Annotated in this window: 13 protein-coding genes and 1 riboswitch; of the genes, 5 read left to right on the forward strand and 8 right to left on the reverse strand. The window is 68.0% G+C overall.

Annotated elements, in window-relative coordinates:
• Window positions 1-5 precede the first annotated feature (5 nt).
• Window positions 6-2,396 carry a hypothetical protein gene (locus tag OID54_RS36510; RefSeq protein ID WP_329026814.1) on the forward strand — a complete coding sequence of 797 codons (2,391 nt, stop codon included), beginning with the start codon at window positions 6-8 and terminating at the stop codon, window positions 2,394-2,396.
• Here the strand turns inward: OID54_RS36510 and OID54_RS36515 are convergent.
• The 3 genes from OID54_RS36515 to OID54_RS36525 all read right to left on the reverse strand — a co-directional run bounded on the left by OID54_RS36515 (window position 2,356) and on the right by OID54_RS36525 (window position 7,378).
• On the reverse strand, window positions 2,356-3,357 hold the full coding sequence (locus tag OID54_RS36515) for a hypothetical protein (protein WP_329026816.1): 1,002 nt from the start codon (window positions 3,355-3,357) through the stop codon (window positions 2,356-2,358). The two genes, OID54_RS36510 and OID54_RS36515, sit on opposite strands and share 41 nt — an antisense overlap.
• Window positions 3,358-3,404: 47 nt before the next feature.
• A complete protein-coding gene (fxsT, locus tag OID54_RS36520; protein ID WP_329026818.1) occupies window positions 3,405-7,133 on the reverse strand; it encodes an FxSxx-COOH system tetratricopeptide repeat protein in 3,729 nt (1,242 codons plus the stop codon).
• Between the two features lie 62 nt (window positions 7,134-7,195).
• Window positions 7,196-7,378 (reverse strand): hypothetical protein, encoded by a 183-nt coding sequence (locus tag OID54_RS36525; protein ID WP_329026820.1) that lies wholly within the window; start codon window positions 7,376-7,378, stop codon window positions 7,196-7,198.
• 357 nt (window positions 7,379-7,735) lie between these two features.
• Here OID54_RS36525 and OID54_RS36530 point away from each other — a divergent pair, with 357 nt between their 5' ends.
• Both OID54_RS36530 and OID54_RS36535 read left to right on the forward strand, forming a co-directional pair.
• Window positions 7,736-8,836: an FxsB family cyclophane-forming radical SAM/SPASM peptide maturase gene (locus OID54_RS36530; RefSeq protein ID WP_329026822.1), complete on the forward strand. Its 1,101-nt coding sequence runs from the start codon at window positions 7,736-7,738 to the stop codon at window positions 8,834-8,836.
• A gap of 137 nt (window positions 8,837-8,973) precedes the next feature.
• Window positions 8,974-10,290 (forward strand): HEXXH motif domain-containing protein, encoded by a 1,317-nt coding sequence (locus OID54_RS36535; RefSeq protein WP_329026824.1) that lies wholly within the window; start codon window positions 8,974-8,976, stop codon window positions 10,288-10,290.
• 185 nt (window positions 10,291-10,475) lie between these two features.
• Here the strand turns inward: OID54_RS36535 and OID54_RS36540 are convergent, their stop codons facing one another.
• A complete protein-coding gene (locus OID54_RS36540) occupies window positions 10,476-11,240 on the reverse strand; it encodes a transglycosylase SLT domain-containing protein (protein WP_329026826.1) in 765 nt (254 codons plus the stop codon).
• A 3-nt stretch (window positions 11,241-11,243) separates the two neighbouring features.
• Window positions 11,244-11,400: riboswitch (cyclic di-AMP (ydaO/yuaA leader) on the reverse strand.
• A gap of 617 nt (window positions 11,401-12,017) precedes the next feature.
• On the reverse strand, window positions 12,018-12,509 hold the full coding sequence (locus tag OID54_RS36545) for a MarR family winged helix-turn-helix transcriptional regulator (protein WP_329026827.1): 492 nt from the start codon (window positions 12,507-12,509) through the stop codon (window positions 12,018-12,020).
• Between the two features lie 110 nt (window positions 12,510-12,619).
• On the opposite strand from OID54_RS36545, the gene OID54_RS36550 reads away from it, so the two are divergent.
• Window positions 12,620-14,245 (forward strand): MFS transporter, encoded by a 1,626-nt coding sequence (locus OID54_RS36550; RefSeq protein ID WP_329026829.1) that lies wholly within the window; start codon window positions 12,620-12,622, stop codon window positions 14,243-14,245.
• Window positions 14,246-14,306: 61 nt separating this feature from the next.
• Here OID54_RS36550 and OID54_RS36555 read toward each other — a convergent pair whose 3' ends face one another.
• On the reverse strand, window positions 14,307-14,987 hold the full coding sequence (locus OID54_RS36555; RefSeq protein ID WP_329026831.1) for a pyridoxamine 5'-phosphate oxidase family protein: 681 nt from the start codon (window positions 14,985-14,987) through the stop codon (window positions 14,307-14,309).
• A gap of 251 nt (window positions 14,988-15,238) precedes the next feature.
• Entirely contained in the window at window positions 15,239-17,275 is a 2,037-nt protein-coding gene (locus OID54_RS36560; protein WP_329026832.1) for a M4 family metallopeptidase, read from the reverse strand.
• An 869-nt stretch (window positions 17,276-18,144) separates the two neighbouring features.
• Here OID54_RS36560 and OID54_RS36565 point away from each other — a divergent pair.
• Entirely contained in the window at window positions 18,145-19,578 is a 1,434-nt protein-coding gene (locus tag OID54_RS36565) for a S41 family peptidase (RefSeq protein WP_443055824.1), read from the forward strand.
• 426 nt (window positions 19,579-20,004) lie between these two features.
• On the opposite strand, the gene OID54_RS36570 is transcribed toward OID54_RS36565, so the two are convergent.
• Entirely contained in the window at window positions 20,005-21,405 is a 1,401-nt protein-coding gene (locus tag OID54_RS36570; RefSeq protein ID WP_329026836.1) for an NAD(P)/FAD-dependent oxidoreductase, read from the reverse strand.
• Window positions 21,406-21,431: the final 26 nt, after the last annotated feature.

The following is a 21,431-nucleotide window of genomic DNA, read 5'->3' on the forward strand; positions in this document are numbered from 1 at the left end:
CCTCAGTGAGTCGTACGGATGACATCTTCCAGGCAGGCAATCCCTTTCCGTTCAGCCCTGTGGTGCAGCTGGGCGCGTTCACCGACGACGTACGGACCGGCTTGGAACCGGCGACCCGGCCCGAAACGGTGGCCACCGCGGCGCTCACCCGTGTGCATGACCAGGTCGCCGACTACTTCGCCAGGCGCGAACTGGGAGGTGGGCGCGGGCGAGCGATAGCGCTCGTCGGTGAGCTAGGGATGGGCAAGAGTCATCTGGCGCGCGAGGTCGCGGCGGAAGTCCGCTCCCGCAGCACGGTCGAGGCGTTTCCGCCGCCGCTCTGGGTGATCAATGAACCGAGCATCGCCATGGGCTCGATCTACCGCAACAGGATGATGAGCCTCCGGGACGACCGCAACCGTCGTACCGCCTTCGAACAGGTCGTCAGCCATTACCGTGCCGACGTCGCGGCGAACCTGGTGGAAGCGGACGAGTCGCGTCGCTTCGGCCATGCGCGGGAGCAACTCGTCACCGGGTTGCGTGACCGGTCGTTCGACCCGCAGAAGGTCGAGCAGGCGATCGACCTCGACCGCGAACTGATCCACCGCAACCTCGTCGAGCACCTTCGGCTCGTCACCGACCACCGGGGTTTCGCCTCGGCTCTCGCCCTGCTGCTGGAAGGGCCCTACAACCGGGAGGTGTGGGACTGGCTGACCGGCGACCCGCCCTCCCGGTCGCTGATCGAGCGCGGTGTGTTCTCGTCGATCGACGCCATCGAAGGGGTCTTCGACGCGCTTGCGGTCTTCGGCTTCCTGCACGGTCGGGTGGGCAAGCCCTACGTCCTCGTCCTCGACGCACTGGAGTACGTCCTGGACTGGCCCCCCGACTCCTACAACGCCTTCATCAACGGCTTCGAGATGTTGGTCAACACCTATGTCAATCAGGGCGGTCTGCTGGTCTTCTGCATCCGCCCCGAGCCGTGGAGCAGGCTCCCGCGCAGTCTGCACGAGCGCGTGCTCCAGATCTGGCCCACCCGTTTGGAGCGGGCGGAATGCGGTCGGCTCGTTCGCGCCCACGTCCGTACGCTGCCGTCCGCCGCGCTCCGGGGCGCGGGACTGGACGAGGAGCAGCGCGCGACGTACGCACCCTTCGCCACCGGGGCGATCGACGCAGTGGCGGAGCTGTCCGACGGGGTGCCCCGGCAGGCGTTGCGGGTGTGTCACCAGTCCTGGAAGATCGCAGCGGCGTCCGACGAACGCATCGCCCACATCGACGCCGATCTGATCCGGGTGGCGGTCCGCCAACTGCATGAACACCGTGACATCGGGGAGGTCCTCCACTCCGTGGAGAAGACCCTCACGGACGGTCAGTGGCGCCGGGAGCTCCACCCGCCCGAACTGGCGGCCATCACGGGCGACGAAGTCAACGCGATCGCCTACTGGCTGCGGGTCGACGTGACCTCCGCCATCGGCATCCTCCTGGTGTCGTCCGTACTGGCGGAAGCCGATGTCACCCGCATCACCCGTGTGACGCGCACCGTGAGACGCGCCTTCGGAGCGGGCAGTTGCGAAGTGCTGGTCATCTCCAACGGCCATGTACCCCGCACCATGCGCAACCGGGTCGCACAGGCCATCGGGACCTCGCCACTGGCGGTCGGCGACGCCGGTTTCAGCGAGCAGTTGGCACGTGCCCTGGACGTTCTGGCCGCTCGGATGGAGACCGCACGGCAGCAGACCGCGTTGGACACCCTGCGGACCCGGCTGAGCACCATGGCGGTCCAACAGGGCGAGGTGCTGCAACGCATGGACCGGCTGGACGGCCAGGTGGAGCGATGGGGAGCAACGGCACAACCCGTGTCCGTATCCCCTGCGTCCGGTGCCTCCGGGACAGCGGCCGTTGCACTGCCCGCATCGGTGGACCGGCTGTTCACCGTCGCGAGGGAGGCCCTCGACCTGCTGACCGGCGGCGAGAGCACCACCAGCCTGCGTCAGTCACTCGGTGTTGACACGAGCGGGATGGCCACACCCGACGGCCGACCCCACCGCATGGCCTTCACCATGGAACAGTTCCAGACATTGGGCATCACCGCGCTGCTCCGACAGTTGCTGGACGGCTTCCGCGACGGCATCGCGGGCTGGCTGCGCACGGTGGCGGCCACAGCCGGTCCCGTGCCGACCGCCGCGCAGGAGAACAGCCTCTTCATCGTGTGCAGGAGCTTCGAGATCACCTTCGAAGTGCTGCCGCCGATTCGGGCCGAACTCCTTCCCGGTGCGCGCCCCACTCAGGAACAAGGCACCCGTGCCGTGCGGCGCACCCAGGTCGGCGATGTCTTCGGACGACTCGCCGAAGAGGTTCAGCGGGCCGTCCTGCGTGAAGTCAGCGGCGAAGGCGGCGGGGCGCGGGAGGCAGTTCGCTGAGCACCTCGCGCAACCGTCGCTCGGCATTGCCGACCTGGTGCTGGTCGAGGGTGACACCGAGCAGGAAGTCGCTGCTGCGCCCCCCGGGCAACCAGTGGATGTAGATGGCCCCCTCCTGGACATCGAGCACGAGACGATTGATCGGGTCCCGGGTGATGGACTGGAGGGCGTCCCGCAGTCGTGCGATGTCCGTACGGAGACCTCCCGCGATGTCGCGGTACCTCCGGCGCCGCGCATCCGGCTCGATGGCGAGGAATCGCAGGCCCAGGCGCGGACTGTCGAAGGCGTCCCCCACGCATATGAGGTCCCAGCCCCGGTAGTACGCGAGGTATTGGAGGTCGGTGTGGTTGAGGAAGCGGTGCCAGATTCCCCGCAGCCGTGCCTCCATCGGTTCGTCGACCGCATGGCCGGTGAGGAACTTGAGGCCCTCCGTCCCGTCCGGGACGACGTAGGGCACGTCCATGCCGCCCATGTACTCGTTCGGGAGGTTCATCATGGCGCGCAGCTCGGTCACCAGATCGTTGAGCTGATCGTCCATCGCATCGACCCGACCACCGTCCACGGTGATCCCGACGATGTGCTGATCCGCCTTCACCCGGCCGCAGTACAGTGCGCCCGTCGGGGTCGCCACGACCGTGCGCATCAGCTCGCCGGTCCGCAGGGGCGCGAGCGAGCGGTCGATGTCCTGCACACAGCGGACCAGCTGGTGTCCGGGCCGGCCCTCGGCGTCGATGCGGTGGTCGACCAGCGGACCACTGGGCAGCGGCTCCGCGCCGGGGGCGTGTACGACGAAGTCCAGGATGCCGTTGCTGTAGTGCGCGACCGACCGTATGGCCGGGCACTGGGCGACGTGCCGCTGACAGAGCTCGCTGATGTCCTCCTGGACCTTGGTGTTCCAGTGCTCCGCGTGCAACGCCACCGGGGCATCGGGTGGTCGTCGTTCCGCAGGGATGTCGGTCATCTCCAGTGCACTCCTTCTCGCTGCCCTCGGCCCGCTCTCCGGCTGTCTCACACGGCCCCGGGCAGTTCCAGATCGATGTCCCCGCGGAGCGCGTCGCCTGCCCGGCTCTCCCCGCTCACCACCGCCAACAGATCCGACAGATTGCGGGCGACGAGCTCACGGTACGGATGCTGGGTCAGACCGAGTTCGTCGAACCCCTCCAACGTGGACTCCTCCAGGTCCGCGGCCTCCTCGAACTCTCCCCGCGCCGCGAGGGTGCCCGCGAGGCTGGACGCGGCGGCCAGCTTCCACGGGTGGGTAGAACCGAGCCGTGCCTCCAACTGCTCCAGTGCGGTGCGCCCTTCCTCCAGGGCCTCGTCCGGTCGACCGCTTCCGCGTAGATGGACGCCATGGCGCACCCGGCACAGCTGGGTGTAGGGATGATCGGCGCCCAAGGTGTGGCCGAGCGCCTGTAGACAGATCGCGGACTCCTGGAGTGCCGCCTCGTGCTTGCCCAACTCATAGAGGTCGATCGCGAGGCTGTAGCGGGTGCGCAGCGTCACGATGTGCCACTCGCCGAGGTACCGCAGACAGTCCGCCAGCACCCGGCCGTCACGCTCATGGGCCCGTCCGGTCCGCCCGAAGCGCCGCTCGCCCACCGCGAGCCCGTTCTCAGCGCGCAACACATCGGCGTCCGGCGCCGACGAAGGGGCCATCGCACTGCGGTACGCAAGGAACTCCCGCAGCAGAGTGGACGACTCCCGGTTCTGCCCGAGCGCCCGGTGGGTGCCCGCGAGGGTGTTGGCGATCTGCCAGGCGCGCGGGTCGTCCGGTCCGCCGATGGCCCGTCGGCGGTTGAACTGGTCCTGGAGCAACTGGAGAGCGGACGGCGCATCGCCCGCCAATGCCTCGCTGAGCGCCAGATTGTGTTCGACCTGGTCCGTCGCCCGGTGCTGGGGCCCCAGCAGCGCCAAGAGGCCCCGGTGGACGTGGCGCCCTTCGAAGAGGGCGTCGGTGAAGTGCCCGTCCGCCCGCAGGATCGCACCGTACGCATCGGCACAGAGCAGGGTCCGCGGGTGGTGGGTGCCGAACGAGGCCCGGTATCCGCGCAGGGCGACGCGTGCGTGTCGACTGGCCCCGGGATACTCCGAACTGTTGCGCAACGCACGGGCGAGCAGCGTCTGGAGCCTCAAGTACTCAGCGGAGTTTGGAGAGTTGGCCCAGGCAGACTCGGCCCGACGCCCCAACTCCAGCGCCTCGGCCAGCCGCAGTACGTCGTCGGAGCGGGTGAGCACCCCGAGGTGGTCGAGGAGCCAGCGCTGTACCGGCGGTCGCTGGTCCTCCCAGATCCTCAGCGCGGTCAGCTGTCCCGTCTGCGAGGCGCTCAGCTGGCGCTCGCCGCCCTGCCCTCCGTTGGTCCCCACGGCAGGGCCGGCGTCCTGCGCCGCGGTGGCGCCGGGGGAGTACCCGCCGACCACGGCTCGTAGCTCACGCTCTCGGACCTTGCGCTCCGTGTCGCCCATGCGGGTCAACACCGCTTCGCGCAGCACCTGGTGCATTCGTACCGGGCGCCCCGGGCGGGCGAAGTCGACCTCGATCAGACCGAGGCCCGACAGCGCCCACAGCGCCACGTCCACCATGAGCTCATCGCTGACCATGGCGGCGGGCTCCGGTGGACCCACGGCTCCTCCGGTGCGGTGCGCGAGCGCCCACAGCATCTGTGGGGAGCGCAGTAGGGCAAGATCGGCGCCGGCACCGGTCAGCAGCGCACAGCACTCCAACACCCATCCCAGCGCCGTGGCGCCACCGTGCTCCTGCGCCCATGCCTGGGCTGCGTCGGTCAGTCCGATGGAGCGGACGGCCACCTCCAGCACCACCCGTGGCAGCGGCACCTTCCTCTCGTGCGCCAATAGATCGGTCTGGGCGGTCGCAAACGCCTGGTCGAAGCGTTCGGCAGCCCGCAGGACGGCTTCGTTCCGCGAACGGTTCTCCGCCTCGTGACGGGCGGCGTCCATATCGAGCCAGGCGGCGGCGAGTGCGACCGTCAGCGGTAGATGACCAACCGTCTGGCCGATCTGCTCGGAGAGGTGGCTGGGCAGTTGGTCCACCGCTGATGCCAGCAGTGCACGGCTCTCCTCCGCGGAGAAGGGCGCCACCTCCACCACGTGCCCGGACGCGACCTGATCACCGAGCCTGGCGGTGATCAGGACATGGCCCCCGCCACGACTGGTCGGGATCAGGTTCTGCGCCGACAGGGCCGCGGCGTCGCGCACGTCGTCGTACACGAGGAGCCAATCCCCGCTGCCCGGACTGCCGAGATGGGCCAGGACCCGGGGCACGGGGTCCCCGACCGTGGGCAGGCCCAGGCGTTCGGCCAGGGAGGTGAGACCTCGGCGAACCGAAGCGGGGCCGTCGCCCGGCACCCACCACACCAGGTCGTAGTCGCCCCGGAAGCGATGGCAGAACTCCAGGGCGATCTGGCTCTTGCCGATGCCCGGCTGCCCGAGCAGCAGACCGCAACTGCGCGAGACGGCGGCTGCGGCCAAGGTCTCCCGCACTTCTTCGAAGAGGGCGTCCCGCCCGATGAAGGCGTTGTTGCGTGGCCACAGATTGTTGTCACGCGGCATCCGGGGAAAGCGGTGAACGGATTCGGACAATGCGGGACCGGGCAGATGCAGACTCTCCCGAAGCGCGATCACAGCCTCCGCCTCCGAGACGTGCCGCATCACGATCTGCTCGTGGTGGGAGAGCTCCCGCGGCAGGACCTCCTCATCGACCAGCACCATCCGTACATCCGGATGCGAGAGATCGGCCAACAGTTCGGCCTTCGAGCTCTCCACCCCCAGTGGCGAGACGACGAGCAGCATCGCCCCGGGCAGCGGAGGCTCTCCGATGAAGGGGTCGAACCCGCTCCGCGAGACCTCGACCCCGCACGACTCCAGCTGGCCGGCGATCCACTCCGCCCAGGCGATGTGCCGAGGTGTGTGGAGCAGCGTGACCCGGCTCAACTCCACCGGCTGGGTGCGGGCGAGTTCGTCGGCGAGTTGGACGAAGCGGGGTCGCAGCCCGCCGTCGGAGCCCGGGTCCTCCTCCTGCACGGCCAGTCGATCGAGTTGGGCGTAGAGCGACTCGTACGGGAACTCGACGTAGTGGGCACCCGCTCCGTCGCTCAGCTCTTCGAAGTTCTCCCGCACCAGCGCCCGGGCGGTGCGCAGTTGGTCGTACATCCGACTGTCCGCGCGCAGACCGATGGCGAGCACTCCGATCTGCCCCACCGCTCGTTGTCTGACCCTGCGGGCGAGTGCCGCCGCGTTCTCCACCCGCCAGGAGTTGAGGGGGAAGCAGGTGGCGAGGACGTGGGGCAGCCCGGCCAGGACGGTGTACTCCTCGTCATGGCGCGGCACGGGGGCGTCGATGAGGACCTCGTCGTAGCGCAGGAGGACCGACGGGTCGAGCCGGGTGAGGGCGGGCACGTCGTCGAGCGTCAGGAGGTCGACGCGCAGGGTGCGGTTGTGGAGGGAGACGTCCCATATCGAAGGCGGCGGAAGCGCGGCCCCCGATGATCTGGTCGAATCCGGGTCGCTGTTGGGCGTGCCCGCGGAGAGCGAACCGAGATAGTGAAAGGCCCTGATGTCCGACTGCCGGGTGTCCACGATCAGCACACGACGCCCCGATTCGGCCATGACCAGGGCGACATTGACCACCGTCGTGGTCTGCCCGATGTTCTCGGCGGTAGAGCAGAAGAGGGTCACCCGGGTACGGCCGTTGTCACGGCCGGCATCGGACAAGATCGACATCGTCGTTGGCTCCATGGTCGGGATCACCGGGGCCGGGGATCTCTGCGGGATCTGTGAAGGCGTCAGATGAGGTCCTGATAGTCCGCCGTGAAGATGCGGTCCGGCCGTTCGGCCACTTCATGGAGTCTGCGCAGGGTGAAACCCAACGCGGATTGGGGAAGTTGTGCGATCTTTTCAAATGGCAGTCCAGAAAGATCGACCAATGGGGAATCGAGATCATTCGGTGCCTCGGCCGGCTCCGTCATCGGGAGATCGACCACCCTTCTCGCGAGATTCATAGAAACCGGTCACAAGGCGGGGGCAACACGCGCGTACATTGTAACGCTGAGTCAGGTCGCTGCGCCAGGTTCCTGGAGAACCGACGGACGCCCTACGGAAGCGGGCATTCCTGTACGACGGCCGATTCCTGACCTTGACGGGCCAATCAGCCGCTGAAAATACTGAATCCACGCCATCCGTCGGACTGGGCGGGCCAGAGCTCCTTCACGAGAGGTGCACGCACCGTGCAGTACGTGAATCCAGCCCGACCGGAAGAGATTCCGTTCCGCAATTTCGTGATCAAAATCCATGGCAGATGTGATCTCGCCTGTGACTATTGTTATATGTACCGCAGCGTCGATCAGGTCTGGCGCACACAACCGCGCACGATGTCACCCGCGGTGATGGAGTCCACAGCGCGGCGCATCGGCGAACATGCCCGTGCCCATGGACTCGGCGCCTTGGGAATCGTGCTGCACGGCGGTGAACCGCTGCTGGCGGGAAAGGAATTCATCAGCAGTGCCGTGAGAGCGATTCGCCGCGAAGTGGATGAGACGGTTCAGCTCACCTATGCGATTCAGACCAATGGGGTCCGGCTCGACGAGGAATACCTCGAACTCTTCGCCGAACTCCACGTCAGGGTCGGCATCAGCATGGACGGTGACCGCACCGCACACGACCGCCATCGCCGACGAGCCGACGGCCGCGGTAGTCATGCCCAGGTGGCCGCGGCGGTGGACCGGATCGCCGAAGGCCCCTACCGCCCCCTGTTCAGCGGGCTCTTGTGCACCATCGACCTCGACAACGACCCGGTGCGCACCTATCGCGCGCTCCTGCGCCACCGCCCGCCCATGGTGGATTTTCTGCTTCCGCACGGCAACTGGTCCACGCCGCCACCGGGGCGGAATCCAGCCAGCGCCGACACCCCGTATGCCGACTGGCTGATCGAAGTGTTCGAACAGTGGTACGGCGCACCGGTCCAGGAGACCCGGGTGAGAATCCTGGAGCAGATCGTCGCACTGCTCCTCGGTGGACGCGCCGTCGTGGAGGGACTCGGTCTGGAGCCCTTGGGCTACGTCGTCATCGAGACCGACGGCTCCATCAGCCAGGACGACACCCTGCGCACGACCTATCCGGGCGCCGCCGCCACCGCGCTGCACGTACTGAAAGACCCCTTCGACCGGGCACTGAACCAATCCGCACTGGTGGCGAGGCGCTCAGGACTCGCCGCACTCGCGACCGGTTGCCAAAGCTGCCGGCTACGACGGGTCTGCGGCGGTGGACACTACGCCCACCGCTATCGAGCGGACGGCACCGGCTTCGTCAATCCCAGTGTCTACTGCCCTGATCTGACCGCGCTCATCGACCATGTGCGGCGACGGGTGGCGCAGGATGTCGACCGACTCCGCGCGGCCCCTGCACCCACCGGAACGCCTCCCCTATGAAAACTCCGCACACTCCGCACACTCCGCACACTCCGCACACTCCGCACACTCCGCATGCTCCACATGCTTCATACCCTCCGCACACTCCGCACGCTCTGCACGAGCCCGCCCCGCCCCACCACCGGCTCGACGGCGATGTGTTCCACGAGATCGCATCCGGGAACGGTGGCCCTCGGGCACTCTCCCTGCTGCGCAACGCTGAGTACAGTCGGCGGGTCATCCTCGCCCGGGCCGTCGTTGAACAGGCCGAACGGCGAGGCGGGGCGCTCGCCGCACAGGCGCGCGACGCATGGTCACTGCTGGGTGCGGCGCACCGCCGGGCCCCGTCCGTGGTCCATGAGATGTTGACGTACCCCTCGGTCGGGCCCGCCCAACTCTGGGCCCTCAACCAACTGACGACCGATCGATCCACGGCGGGTCCACCGCCCTCGGTCGATGCCCTGACCGCAGTGGCGGCGGTAGCAGCCGTACGTACCGGGCTGCCGGCCGCCGTCCGGTTGACAGTCCACAGCGGGGGGCTGCTCCTGCCGTCGTTGGGGCGTGCCCGATTCCCCCTGGCATCCGACGGCGAACCGGCCCTGGTGTCGACCACATCCGGTTCGCCGACGGTTCAGTGCGGCGCCACGACGGTGCGGATCCCCAGGGAACGGTCCGACCACGCCCTCGCACACGAGGATGCCGACATGCCCTGGCTGCCCCTGCGTGAACTTCTCGCTCCGGCCGACGATCCGGCACTCCTGCTGGACGACCTCGATCCGCACCTTCTTCCCGGCGGTGGGCATCCAGGGAGGTTGACCGTGTGTCAGTGGCAGCGGTGGCGGTGTGTCTTCGAAGAGGCGTGGCAACTCCTGCACACCGTTCATCCGGGGCAGGCGGTCGAGGCCCGATCTGCATACCGTGCGATCGTGCCGACCGGGGCACCCACCGACCGCAATATCTCCAGCAGTTCGGACGAGGCGTTCGGTTGCTCGGTTCTCTCGGTCCCGCGTTCGCCCCTCGATCTGGCCCTGGCGCTGGTGCACGAACTCCAGCACAACAAGCTCAGCGCACTCACGCACCTGGTCGATCTCGTCGTACGGGAATCCGGCGCACTCTTCTACGCGCCCTGGCGCGAGGACCCCCGCCCCCCGGGCGGCCTCTTGCACGGTGTGTACGCACACATGGGAGTGGCCCAGTTCTGGCGACGGCAGCGCCGGGCGTCGAAGGACGGAGCTACCGCCTGGCGGGCCGTGGTGGAGTTCGCGCGGTGGCGGGACGCAGCCAAGGAGGCCAACGAGACGCTGTTGGCGGGCGGATGTCTCACCGAAGCCGGACGGAGATTCGCCGAGCAGATGCGCAGCACACTTGCGGAACTGGCCCAGGAGCCGGTGCCCCGTGCGGCGACGGCACGGGCGAAGGAACTCGGTGACGAGCACCGGGATCGCTGGCTCCTTGACCACGGTGCGCGATGGTGAGTACTGCGGACTTCACTGCCCGGCGGCCAACTCATGGTGCCTGTACCGGCAGGTGACTGCTCATACGGGTCGTGGGAGTCGGCGCGGGAAACGCAGTGAGGCCCTGGAACCCCGTCGCAAGACGGGGTTCCAGGGCCTCAGCTGAGCATTACATGCTATGAGCTGATGAAGCCTCAATGGGCGACCTAGTAGGCACCGAAGACATTGTCGATCGAACCGTATCGGTCAGCTGCGTAGTTGCACGCGGCTGTGATGTTGGCGACCGGGTCATAGCTGTTCGTCGAAGTTCCGGGAACGTGGTAGGCGCGGAACGTCGGGTCAATGACCTGGAGGAGACCCTTGGAAGGGGTTCCGGCTATCGCGTTGGAGTCCCAGTTGTTGATCGCCAGGGGGTTGCCCGACGATTCGCGAATGATGTTCCGGTGAATTCCATCGTAGGTTCCCGGAATGCCGTGCTCGGCCATGACGGCAAGGGATTCCTTGATCCAGCCGTCGAGGTTGTTGGCATAGGTCACAGCCGCGGCCGGGGCGCTGTACGCCACGGGCTCGGCAGCGATCGTGGCCGTCTTGGCGGTGCTTTCCGGGGCCTTGGTGCCGGCCTTGCCAAGAGAGAGCTTGAGACCGGGGTGGATCAGCGAAGGATCGTCGCCGACGGCCTCGCGGTTCTGCTCGTACAGGCTCTCCCAGCCGCCGCTCAGCTGGTGGTCCGCCGCGATCTGGGAGAGGGAGTCACCCGTGACCACGGAGTATGTCTTGGCGGTGTCCTGCTTGCTGACCTGCTGCTGGGCGATGACTGCCGGGGCGGCCTTGGTGCTGGTCGGCTGGGCCGCGTGGGCGGTGGCCGTTCCCAGGGCGGGGATGGCGAGCAGGGCCCCGCTTGCCCCAAGGACCATGAGGCTCTTGGCGATTGAACTGTTCTGCGGGCGGCGGTGCTTACCGAATGCAGGCATGGCGAATTTCCTCTCCGTCGCCTGCGAGGTGAGCTGTCGGATTCGGGCTGGAGATGCCCGGTCGCACACTGTGCGACTTCACCCCAAGCCGTTCCATTGCTGGACGGCGACTTACCTGGTTCCCCCGCTCCTGCCATACGTGAGTGAGTGGGATTTGTTGGACGGTGGCAGGATTCGGCGGTCCGTCCGGATTCGAGGATGACCGTAGACGAGAGAACGGGAATGGAACAAGACTCGAATTCCGTTCGGATGGCTATTGGATCATTTCCTGTCTCGGAGCTCTCCCTTTCGGGATTTCGCTCGGATGCTCAACTTTCGTTCTGTGAAGGCGTTGTGGGGTTGCTCGGAAAGATCAATTCTTTGCCCTGCGTGACCCAAGTCACGCAATTTCTCGTTACCTGATAGAGATGATCCTTTGCGGGGCTTCCTCTTTTTGTGTAGCGAAAACCCCTAAATGGGCAATTCGGACTTAATGGGGCAGCCTTGTGGCGCCGTGCGGGTGCGGCGTCGTGGCGGCGGGGGCTGGGGGAGGGGTACGCCAGCGGCCAAACTCGATCCGTCGGGAAGTGTCGACGTCGCTCGGCAGGTGTCGTGCAGTCGCCTGTCGGGGCGGGTGAGGGCCGATGGCCCATGGGGGGAATCCCGCCCCATCTGTCGGACGGGGCGGGAGCAGGTGCGGGCGGGCGGTGCCGGCAGGTGATCTGGGTGCCCAGATGGCCGAGCGGACCGATTCTCCGGTGGTGTGGGCGTTGAACTGTCGGTAGCCCTCGCGGCCTGCTATCCCTCCGAGTGCTCGGTTCGAAGATCGGCGTCCATGGTGGCCCTCAGTTGAGCGAGGATGCCTTGGAGTCGGTCGAGCAGCTCGGGCGGGTGCTCGGCCAGGATGGCGTCCTGTCGTGAGTTCACGGACTCGAAGAACGACCGGGCGAGCTCCTTCGCCTGGGCGCTGGAGCGCAGAGTGACGATGCGGCGGTCGCTGTGCTCGCGGGAGCGCGAGATGTAGCCCGCGCGTTCCAGACGGTTCAGCAGGGTGGTCATGGCGCCCGATGTCAGGGAAATGCGCCTGCTGAGCAGGGCGGGAGACAGTGGTGTGCCGGACTCCTCGGCCGAGGCGATCTCCAGCAGGGCGAAGGCGTCCGTGGAGTGCACGCCCAACGTCACGGCGAAGCGTCGGCCGAGTTCGGTGAAGCTCGCGCCGTAGGCGCGGAGCTCTTCCGCCAGTCGTTCCCGTTGGGCCGCGACACCGTCGGGCGTCATCGACTCCTCCATCGAGGCGCCTCCTCTACTTCCTCGCGCCGACGATCCATGACGACGCATTGACAACCTATCGTCGATCACATTACCTTCACCGCGAAGTTACTTTACGGTGGAGGTATCTAGTGGTTGCTCCTTCTTCCCCCGCCCGGCGTTGGCTCGGTCTAATCGCCATCGCGGCCGGTGTGGCCCTCATCGTGGTCGACACCACGATCGTCAATGTGATCGTCCCGCCGATGATCGAGGACATCGGCATCAGCTCGGTCCAGGTGCAGTGGATCCAGGAGTCCTACGCGATCGTCCTCGCGGCGCTGCTCCTGCTGGCGGGGCGTTTCGCCGATCTCCTGGGTGCGCGCCGCGTCTTCATCGCAGGCGTGGCGGTGTTCGGCGCCACCAGCGTGGTGGCGGGGCTGGCGCCCACCGGTGAATGGCTGATCCTGGCCCGATTCCTCCAAGGGGTCGGCGCGGCCATGATCCTGCCGACCTCCTTGGCCCTGCTGAACGCCACCTTCACGGGCAAGGAACGTGGGCAGGCATTCGCCGTCTGGGGGTCGACCATCGGCGCCGCCGCCGCACTCGGCCCGCTGTTGGGCGGATGGCTCGCCGAGCACGCCTCGTGGAGGTGGGCGTTCGGCATCAACGTCCCCCTCTCGGCACTGATCGTGGCGGGTGCCTTCGCCTGGCTCGCCCCCTCGCCGAGCAGCCGTGGCCGGGTGGACGCGGTGAGTGGAGTGCTGTCCGTACTCGGAGTCGGGCTGTTGGCCTTTGGGCTCGTCGAAGGGCGGACCTACGGCTGGATCACCACCATCCGACCGCTGGAGGTGTGGGGGTTCTCGTGGTCCGGCGGCCCCTCGCCCGTGCTGCTGGCGCTGGGGCTCTCGGTTCTGGTGCTCCAGGTCTTCTTCCGCAGGCAAAAGGCGCTCACTCGGGGCGACGGGGCGGGTGACGGGGCGGGCGCTCTGATGGACGTCCGACTGTTTTCGATCGCCTCGTTCCGCAACGGCAATGTCGTCACCGTGATCATCGGGCTCGGCGAGTTCGGCATCATCGCGGTGCTCCCGCTGTGGCTCCAGTTCACCCTGGGGTACAGCGCGCTCCAAGCGGGGCTCGCCCTGGTCCCCCTCGCGGTGGGCAGCTTCGTCGCGAGCGGGGCGAGTTTCGGTATGACCACCAAGGTCTCGCCGCTAGACCAGGTGCGCATCGGTCTGGTGTTGGAGGTGGTCGCTCTGGTGTGGCTCGGGTTGATGGCCGCCACGGACAGCTCCTGGTGGTCCATCGCGCTGGTCCTCTTCCTGTACGGCATCGGCGTGGGCTTCGCCACGGCCCAGGTCACCCATGTTGTGCTCGCCGAGGTGCCCGAGCACAGCGCCGGACAGGCATCGGGCATGCAGAGCGCCTTCCGCGAACTCGGGGCGGCCCTGGGCATCGCCGTGCTCACCACGGTCTTCTTCACCACACTGAGTGCCGATCTGAGGGCCGGTCTCACGCGCATCGAGGTGCCTGCCGCGCAGGCCGAGGAGTTCACCCGGGCCGTTACCGACAGTGCGGGAGCGGCGATCGGGCCCCTTGCGGCAGATCCGGGGACCGTTCCGGTCGCCGACGCGGCCGATGCCGCGATGACCTTGAGCATCGCCATCGGCAGCTATGTCGCGGCCGGATTGATCGCGCTCGGGTTGGTGGCGACCGTACTCATCTCCCCTGCGCGACCGACGCGGGCCGTCCGGGAGCGCGCGGACACGGTGAGGAGCTGACTCCCGGCTCCTGTGTGCATGGTGGAACGATGCCCGCCTTCGGGGCTCCGCGCAGTGGGCGTCAGCCCAGTCGGGTGCCCGTACGCGCGAGGATGTGGGGTGGCGCGGAGATGCCCGCATCGAGTGTGGAATCCGGCTGCGGCTCGCCGAAGGTGGTTACCAACGGCAGGGTGCCCGCCCACAGGCCGAGTTCGGCGTCCGGCCCGTCCCCGTCGTCCGGGTCTCCGGTGCGGATCTTCACGGAGGCTTCCGCGAGGGAGAGGGCGAGGAGTGTGGTGGCGGCGAGCTCCTTCTTGGTGGGGCGGCGGGCGTAGTCCCACTGGCCGGGAGTGGCCTGCTCCGTCAGACATCGCAGGCCGGCCAGCTTCTCCTCGGGATCCATGACCACACGGGGTACGCCGTAGATCATGGCGCTGCGGTAGTTCACACCGTGCTCGAACACCGACCGGGCCAGTACCAGACCGTCCACCTGGGTGACCGTGACGCAGACGCTGGCATCCGGGGCGGCTATGAGGCTCCGGCTGGCGACGGAGCCGTGGAAGTACAGGTGCAGGCCGTCAGCTCCGTACACGGTCGGTACGACCATCGGCTGACCTTCGATGACCACACCGAAGTGGCACATGAAGCCCGAGCTCAACAGTGAGTCCAGAGCCTGGCGGTCGTTGCTCCCCTGGTCCCGCAGTCGGCGATGGCGGGTGCGTTCGGTCGTGGGCAGCTCGGGCGGCAGCGGGCTCTGCGTCACATCGGCTCTTTCATCGGACCGGATGGAGGGCTCCCCGGAGGGGCCCGAAGGGTAGGGGTGACCGATACCCTTTCGGCCAGATACTAGCGATATCGCATAAGAATATTCTAGATACGGTAGTAAATCGAAGCTGGGTGACGTCCAAACGACGAAATCCGTTGCCTCCTGGAGTGGTCGCCAAGCTGCCGGGGAAGCCCGACGGCGGCCGGGGAGCAGATGCCTCCGGCCGCCGTCGGTGTGCGAGCGATGCCTCAGAAGTACAGCTTCCAGCTGTCGATGTAGCCTGCCGCTCCCTCGTAGGGCCCCTTGGTCGCCCGGAGCTTCCAGGTGCCGTTGGCGACCTCCGCGGAGGCGTCGACGGCGACCGTGCCCTGGTAGAGATTCGGTCCTTCGATCCCGCCGTACGCACCCGCGATGGGGTAGACGGTCCCGTCGGGGGCGATCAGCTCCAGATCCGCCGTGCTGGCCAGCATGACGTTCGTGTCGATCGTCAGGATGTTGGGGGCGTTGCCCGGTACCCCGCTGACCGTGATGGAGGAGACCGCCTGGGCAGGGGTGCCGGTGAGCGGGTGGTCGGTGATGTTCTCGAACTCGGGCCCGGGGGGCCTCGGGGTCGGGTTCCCCGAGCGCTGGCCCACGTTCACGGCTCCCCAGGCATCCGTCACCCGCTTATGGACCGTGGAGCCCACTCCGTACAGATCGGCGGCGGCGGCGAGGGTCGCGGTACGTGCCCCCGCGTAGTTGGTGGTCGAGGTCATATAGACGGTGAGCGCCCGGTACCAGATCCGTTCGGCCGCGGCCCGGCCGATCCGGGCGACCGGCAGTCCATCGTGGGTGGGGCTGTCGTACTGGACCCCGTTGACGGTCTTGGCGCCGCTGCCCTCGGACAGCAGATAGAACCAGTGATTGGCCGGACCGGCCATGTACCAGTCACGCCGGCCCGAGTCGATGCGGGGGTGCCAGTAGTCCGTGTGCATCGCGGTCTTGGACGGCCGGTCCATGTTGCGGACCATCCAGGGCCAACCCGCCGTGTCGACCTTCTCCTTGATGATGTAGTCGCCCGGGTCGTGATCGTTGTCCGCGTGGAACTCCACCGCGGTGGCGAAGATGTCACTGCTCGCCTCCGCCAGACCGCCCGCCTCGCCGAAGTAGTACAGCTTCGCGGTCTGGGCGGTGAGGCCGTGTGCCCACTCGTGTGCGGTCACGTCGAGGGAGGTGTGCGGCGCGGTGCCGCCGTCGCCGTGGGTCACACAGAAGCAGGAGTCCTGCCAGAACGCGCTGCGGTAGTCGGTTCCGTAGTGGATCCGGGAGGTTCCGCCGTCCCCGTCGTTCCGCAGTCCGTAGCGGTTGTGCTTCTCGGCGAAGTAGTCCCAGGTCACCTGAGCGCCGTAGGCGGCGTCCACACCATCCGTCTGGCGGTTCGATGCGGTTCCATCGCCCCAGACGTCGTCGGTGTCGGTCAGGACGGTACCGACCGCGTCCCAGCCCCACTTTCCGTTGAGGTCGAGCGTACGGTGGCTGCCGCGCCCGTTGTCGGTGAGGTTGAAGAACGACCCGAAGCGGGAGCTGCCCACGGTGACCGGTCCACTGTGCTGACTGTGGCCGGTGCCCTTCCGCACCCCGTCGTAGCGGTGGAGCTCGGCGCCCGTCGTGCCATGGGTGATCACATGGAGTTCGCTGGGAGCCCCATCGTCCTGGATGCCGTTGATCACGGTTTCCCAGGCCAGGACAGGTCGACCGGTGCCCGCCCACACCACCGCTCTGGGTGCGCCTGCGGGCGCGGTCTTCGCAATGCCGAACCCCTTGGCGCGGGCGAGTGAGGAACGGGTGGCGGAAGCAGCGGACCGAACGGGAGTGGTGCTCGGGACCGTGATCCGGGCCTGGGTCGCCCTGGTCACGCTCTTGACGGCGCCCGACGCAGAGGAGTGGACCACGAGGTCGCCACCGAGCACGGGGATGCCGTCGAAGGTGCGCTCGTAGCGGGTGTGGACGGTGCCGTCGGCGTCCTTAAGCACACTGCGCGGTACCAGCTGCTCCTTGCCGCTCAGCCCGATGGCCCGTGCCGTCGCGGCTCGGTCGGCGCCGGCCCTGGTCAAGAGGCCCTTCTGCTGTGCCGGGGTGAGTTGGGCGGGTAACGCGCCGGCGCGGGGCGGCGGTGCTGGCTGCCCGGGCGCCGCTGCTGACGAGGGGGACGCCCCCGCCGTGGTGCTCGGCAGGGCTACGACGAGCAGGCTCGCGGCGGCGACGAGGGCGCCGATGGCCGATGTCTGGAGGGAAGACCGTCTCAACGGGAACTCCTTCTGTGGCGGCCGTGTGGCGACCGGAACAGGACTGGCCGGCGCGGGGCGTCGGCTGAGGACGGGAGGAAGCGCAGTTCTTCGACGAAGTCGTATGGGCGCCGTCGCTCACGGCTGCGCCAGGGCCTCTGGGTGGCCAGGACCGGGTCGCCCTTGTAAGCCCTGAGGAATGGTGGCATCAGTGGGGAGGGTTGGGTGGTTGTGACCAACGAGGTTGGCCGTATCCTTTCGGCCTCGCCTGCACCGAACCTCCGCACGAGGGTGGCTCGAAGGGCACGCCGGTGCCGGAGCAGGCGCCCGAGACGGGGTTGTCCACGGGGATCTCCATCGGGCGACAACCCGCCCCACCTCGCGGTTGACCGGCTGAGGCTGCTCCACCGTCCGTTGATGAGTACGGGCCGTCAGTGGGGCACCGCCGCGACGAGCCACCCGGGAAAGCCCCGATCCCTGCTCCGTTATCACCGTGAGTGGGCTGAACTCGCACCATCGGCGCCCGGACGAACGAGGTGGACCGCCGTCAGGAGCACGGAAGCAACCCCTACGAGACCTCGCTGTCCACAACGCCCGCGCTGCACGACGGCCGACGCCACGACGAGGCACGGTGATCTGCCGCCGTCAGGGGCACCCCCTACGGGTAGCCAACCCCACGCGTACAGCACCTGGTTGATACCTGAGGGGCATACGGGTCCCTATGGCCGACGCGGTCCGGGAAGGCACCACCGGACGATGGAGACATCCCAACGATGGAAGGAAACATCGTGACCTCAGAGATGTCCTCAGGTGTGACCGAGGACTCCGACAGACCCCGAAGGCACCGCAGCAGACGGACCTCGGGCCACCCCGCCAGGCGTGGCGTACTCATGGCCGCGGGCACCGTGCTCGCTCTCGTCGGCTCGCTCGGCGCGGCGGTTGCCGCCCCCGCCGTCGGTCAGCGCTCGGCCCCGACCGATGCCCCCTCGAACCGGGGCGCCGCACTGACGCCGAACGGATTCTGGCGCATGGACGGCTACGGCATGGTCGTCGGAGTCCGCGACGGAGTGCTGCGTGCCTGGGAGACCACGGCGATCAGCTGCCAGAGCTCCCTCACCGCACAGCAACAAGGCACTCCAGGCGCCGACGGCTCGGTTCGATACGGGACCGACGGTTTGATCCTGACGGTACGGCCCAAGGCCGCCCGGCACGCCACCCTCAGCATCGACGGTTCCGTGGGCATCCGTGGACTCCGTCGGATCACCGCCCTGCCCGCGCTCTGCGGCCAGCCGCAGGAATCCGGCCCGGTGGCGACGTTCGATGTGTTCTGGCAGACGTTCAAGGAGAACTACGCCTTCTTCGACCGCCGCGGTGTGGACTGGGACGCGGTCCGCGCCCAGTACCGGCCCAAGGTCCACGCCGGGACCACACCCAGTGAACTCTTCGACATCCTCAGCGCCATGACCGCGCCGTTGCAGGACGCCCATGTGTCCCTCGCCGCGGAGACCCCCGAACTCACCCGTATGTCCCGGACGATCAGGGACGGAACTGTCGGCCCCACCCAGGAGTACGACGACCAGATCCGTGCCTTCATCGAACGCCGTGACCTCGGTGGAACGCCCCTCCAGGACTACGCACAGGGCGCCATCGGCTATGCGGACCTCCCCGGTGGCATCGGGTATCTGCGGATCAACCGGTTCGTCGCCTACTCGCCCGACGGCGGCTACGACAACGACAGCGCCGAACTCGACCGCGCACTGGACCAGATCATCACGCAGGCGCGTACCACCGGACGGACCGCGTGGCGCGGCCTGATCGTCGACGTGCGGGTCAACGCCGGCGGCTCGGACGGACTCGGGCAGCAGATCGCGGCCCGACTGACCGACCGTGCCTACACCGCCTACGCCAAGCAGGCGCGCAACGATCCCCAGGACGACACCCGGTTCACCCCGCGGCAAAAGCTCCGTGTCGTGCCGGCAGCGGGCTCGCCCCGCTACACCGGACCCGTCGCGCTCCTGATCGGCGGGTCGACGGTGAGTGCCGGTGAGACCTTCACCATGGCACTGGCCGAACGCCCCTCGGCCACCACTCTGATCGGCGAGAACACCCAGGGCATCCTGTCCGACGTACACGGACGCACACTGCCCAACGGCTGGCAACTCGGTCTGTCCAACGAGAAGTACACGACTCCCGGGGGAGTTTCCTACGAGGGTCCGGGAATCGCTCCGGACCTGCGCACACCGGTCTTCACCGCCGAGGAGTTGGCCGCTGACCGCGATTCGGCGTTCGACCGCGCCAAGGCGGTGCTCACCCGAAGGCGCTGACCCCTGCGCCCGGTCGCGGGCCTGCGTCGTGGCACCCACCGACGACGGGCAAAGCCGGGGAAGCTCGGGACAACAGCGGACAAAGAGGCAAGGCGCGGAAGGCTGGGAACCCCGCCTCGCGCCCGGCTGAGGCGCACCCACTCGCTGACGGCTTCGCGCCTGACCGACTCCGGTCTCCCGGGAGCCCCGCCGGATCTGCCTGACCACCATCCCGGTGGCCTGCGGCGACCCTGATCGCGCAGCTCGTCCGGCGCGAGGGTGAACCACCCGCGGACACCGTCCACACCAGCAGTCGGGCCACTGCCCTTCGCCCGACCCTCAAGCGGTCGCCAGCGAGAGGCAGTGGCCCGACCACGTGTCACACGCCCATGGCCGCACGGATCTCGACCGGCTCCGGTGCCGGGTGCGCGAACCCGGCAAGGCGCCTCAGGAGTCGAATCCCAACCCGAACCGGTCCAGCGTCCGCAGCCACAGGTCTCGTCGGCCGCCGTTGCGGTCCGAGCGGTCCAGGGACCGTCGGGTGAGTTCGACCCCCACGTAGCGCACGGGCTCCGGGGGGAACGGCAGCGGCTTGCTGCGCACCATCTCCAGACGGGTCCGTGCGGTCTCCTCGCCGGAGAGCAGATCCAGCATCACCTGTGCCCCGAACCGACTGGCCGCCACCCCGAGGCCCGTGTAGCCGAGCGCGTAGGCCACCCGGCCGCTCATGGCCTTCCCGTAGAACGCGGTGAACCGCGTACAGGTATCGATCGCACCGCCCCAGGCATGGCTGAACTTCACGCCCGCCAACTGAGGGAAGGTGGTGAAGAAGTGTTCCGCCAGTTTGGCGAACGTCTCCGGCCGTTGGTCGAGTTCGTCGCGGAGCCCGTTGCCGTAGTGGTAGATCGCGTCGTAGCCGCCCCACAGGATCCGTTGGTCGTCGGTGAGCCGGTAGTAGTGGAACTGGTTGCCCATGTCCGACATCCCCTGCCGGCCCTTCCACCCCACGGAGGCCAACTGCCCGTCGGTGAGCGGTTCCGTGGTCAGGACGTAGTCGTAGACGGGCACCGTGTAGAGGCGCAACCTGCGCAGCAAGGAGGGGAAGACATTGGTGGCCAGCGCCACGCTGCGGGCTCCGATCCGCCCGTACGGCGTGTCGAGGAGAACGCTGAACGAACCCTCGCGCATCGACTGGACCGGTGTGTTCTCGTAGATCCGCACCCCGAGGCGCAGACAGACCTCGCGCAGCCCCCACACCAGCTTGGCCGGGTCGGTCAGTGCGTAGCCCTCACCGTCGAAGGCGCCCGCGAGGAAGGTGGGGGAGTCCACCTCGGCCCTGATCTCGTCCTGGGACAGGAAGTCGATCCGGCGACCGTGCGCAGCTGCGAGATCGCACATCGCCCGGATCTCATGGACCTGGTGCGGTTCGGTCGCCGCCCACAGCTTGCCGTCGCGGCGAAAGCCGCAGTCGATGCCGTACCGCCGCAGGGTGTCCTCGATCTCATCGAGGTTGTCCAACCCCATCCGCTCCAACTCCGCCAACTCCTGCGGCCAGCGTTCAGCACCATTGCCGATGCCGTGGGTGAGGCTGGAGGAGACGAAGCCTCCGTTGCGCCCCGACGCGGCCCAGCCCGCTGTGCGCGCTTCGACCAGGACGACGTCCGACGACGGGTCTCGCTCCTTGGCGAGCAGCGCGGTCCACAACCCGCTGAAACCACCGCCCACCACCGCGAGATCGCAGGTGGTGTCCTCGGCGAGCGCCGGGGAGGCGCCGGGCGCCTCCTCGCTGTCCAGCCAGTGGCTTCGGGGTGTGGCCTCGGCGAGTGCGCTCGCGTACGGGACGCTCACGGGAATGCCTCCATTCAAGGACGGTG

It is taken from the genome of Streptomyces sp. NBC_00690 (assembly GCF_036226685.1).
Taxonomy (GTDB): domain Bacteria; phylum Actinomycetota; class Actinomycetes; order Streptomycetales; family Streptomycetaceae; genus Streptomyces.

Excerpts from the sequence above, each read along its gene's own strand:
- OID54_RS36515 (WP_329026816.1), bottom strand. The coding sequence starts at position 3,357 with ATGACCGACATCCCTGCGGAACGACGACCACCCGATGCCCCGGTGGCG.
- fxsT (WP_329026818.1), bottom strand. The coding sequence starts at position 7,133 with ATGTCGATCTTGTCCGATGCCGGCCGTGACAACGGCCGTACCCGGGTG.
- OID54_RS36525 (WP_329026820.1), bottom strand. The coding sequence starts at position 7,378 with ATGACGGAGCCGGCCGAGGCACCGAATGATCTCGATTCCCCATTGGTC.
- OID54_RS36530 (WP_329026822.1), top strand. The coding sequence starts at position 7,736 with ATGTACCGCAGCGTCGATCAGGTCTGGCGCACACAACCGCGCACGATG.
- OID54_RS36540 (WP_329026826.1), bottom strand. The coding sequence starts at position 11,240 with ATGCCTGCATTCGGTAAGCACCGCCGCCCGCAGAACAGTTCAATCGCC.
- OID54_RS36545 (WP_329026827.1), bottom strand. The coding sequence starts at position 12,509 with ATGGAGGAGTCGATGACGCCCGACGGTGTCGCGGCCCAACGGGAACGA.
- OID54_RS36565 (WP_443055824.1), top strand. The coding sequence starts at position 18,145 with ATGGCCGCGGGCACCGTGCTCGCTCTCGTCGGCTCGCTCGGCGCGGCG.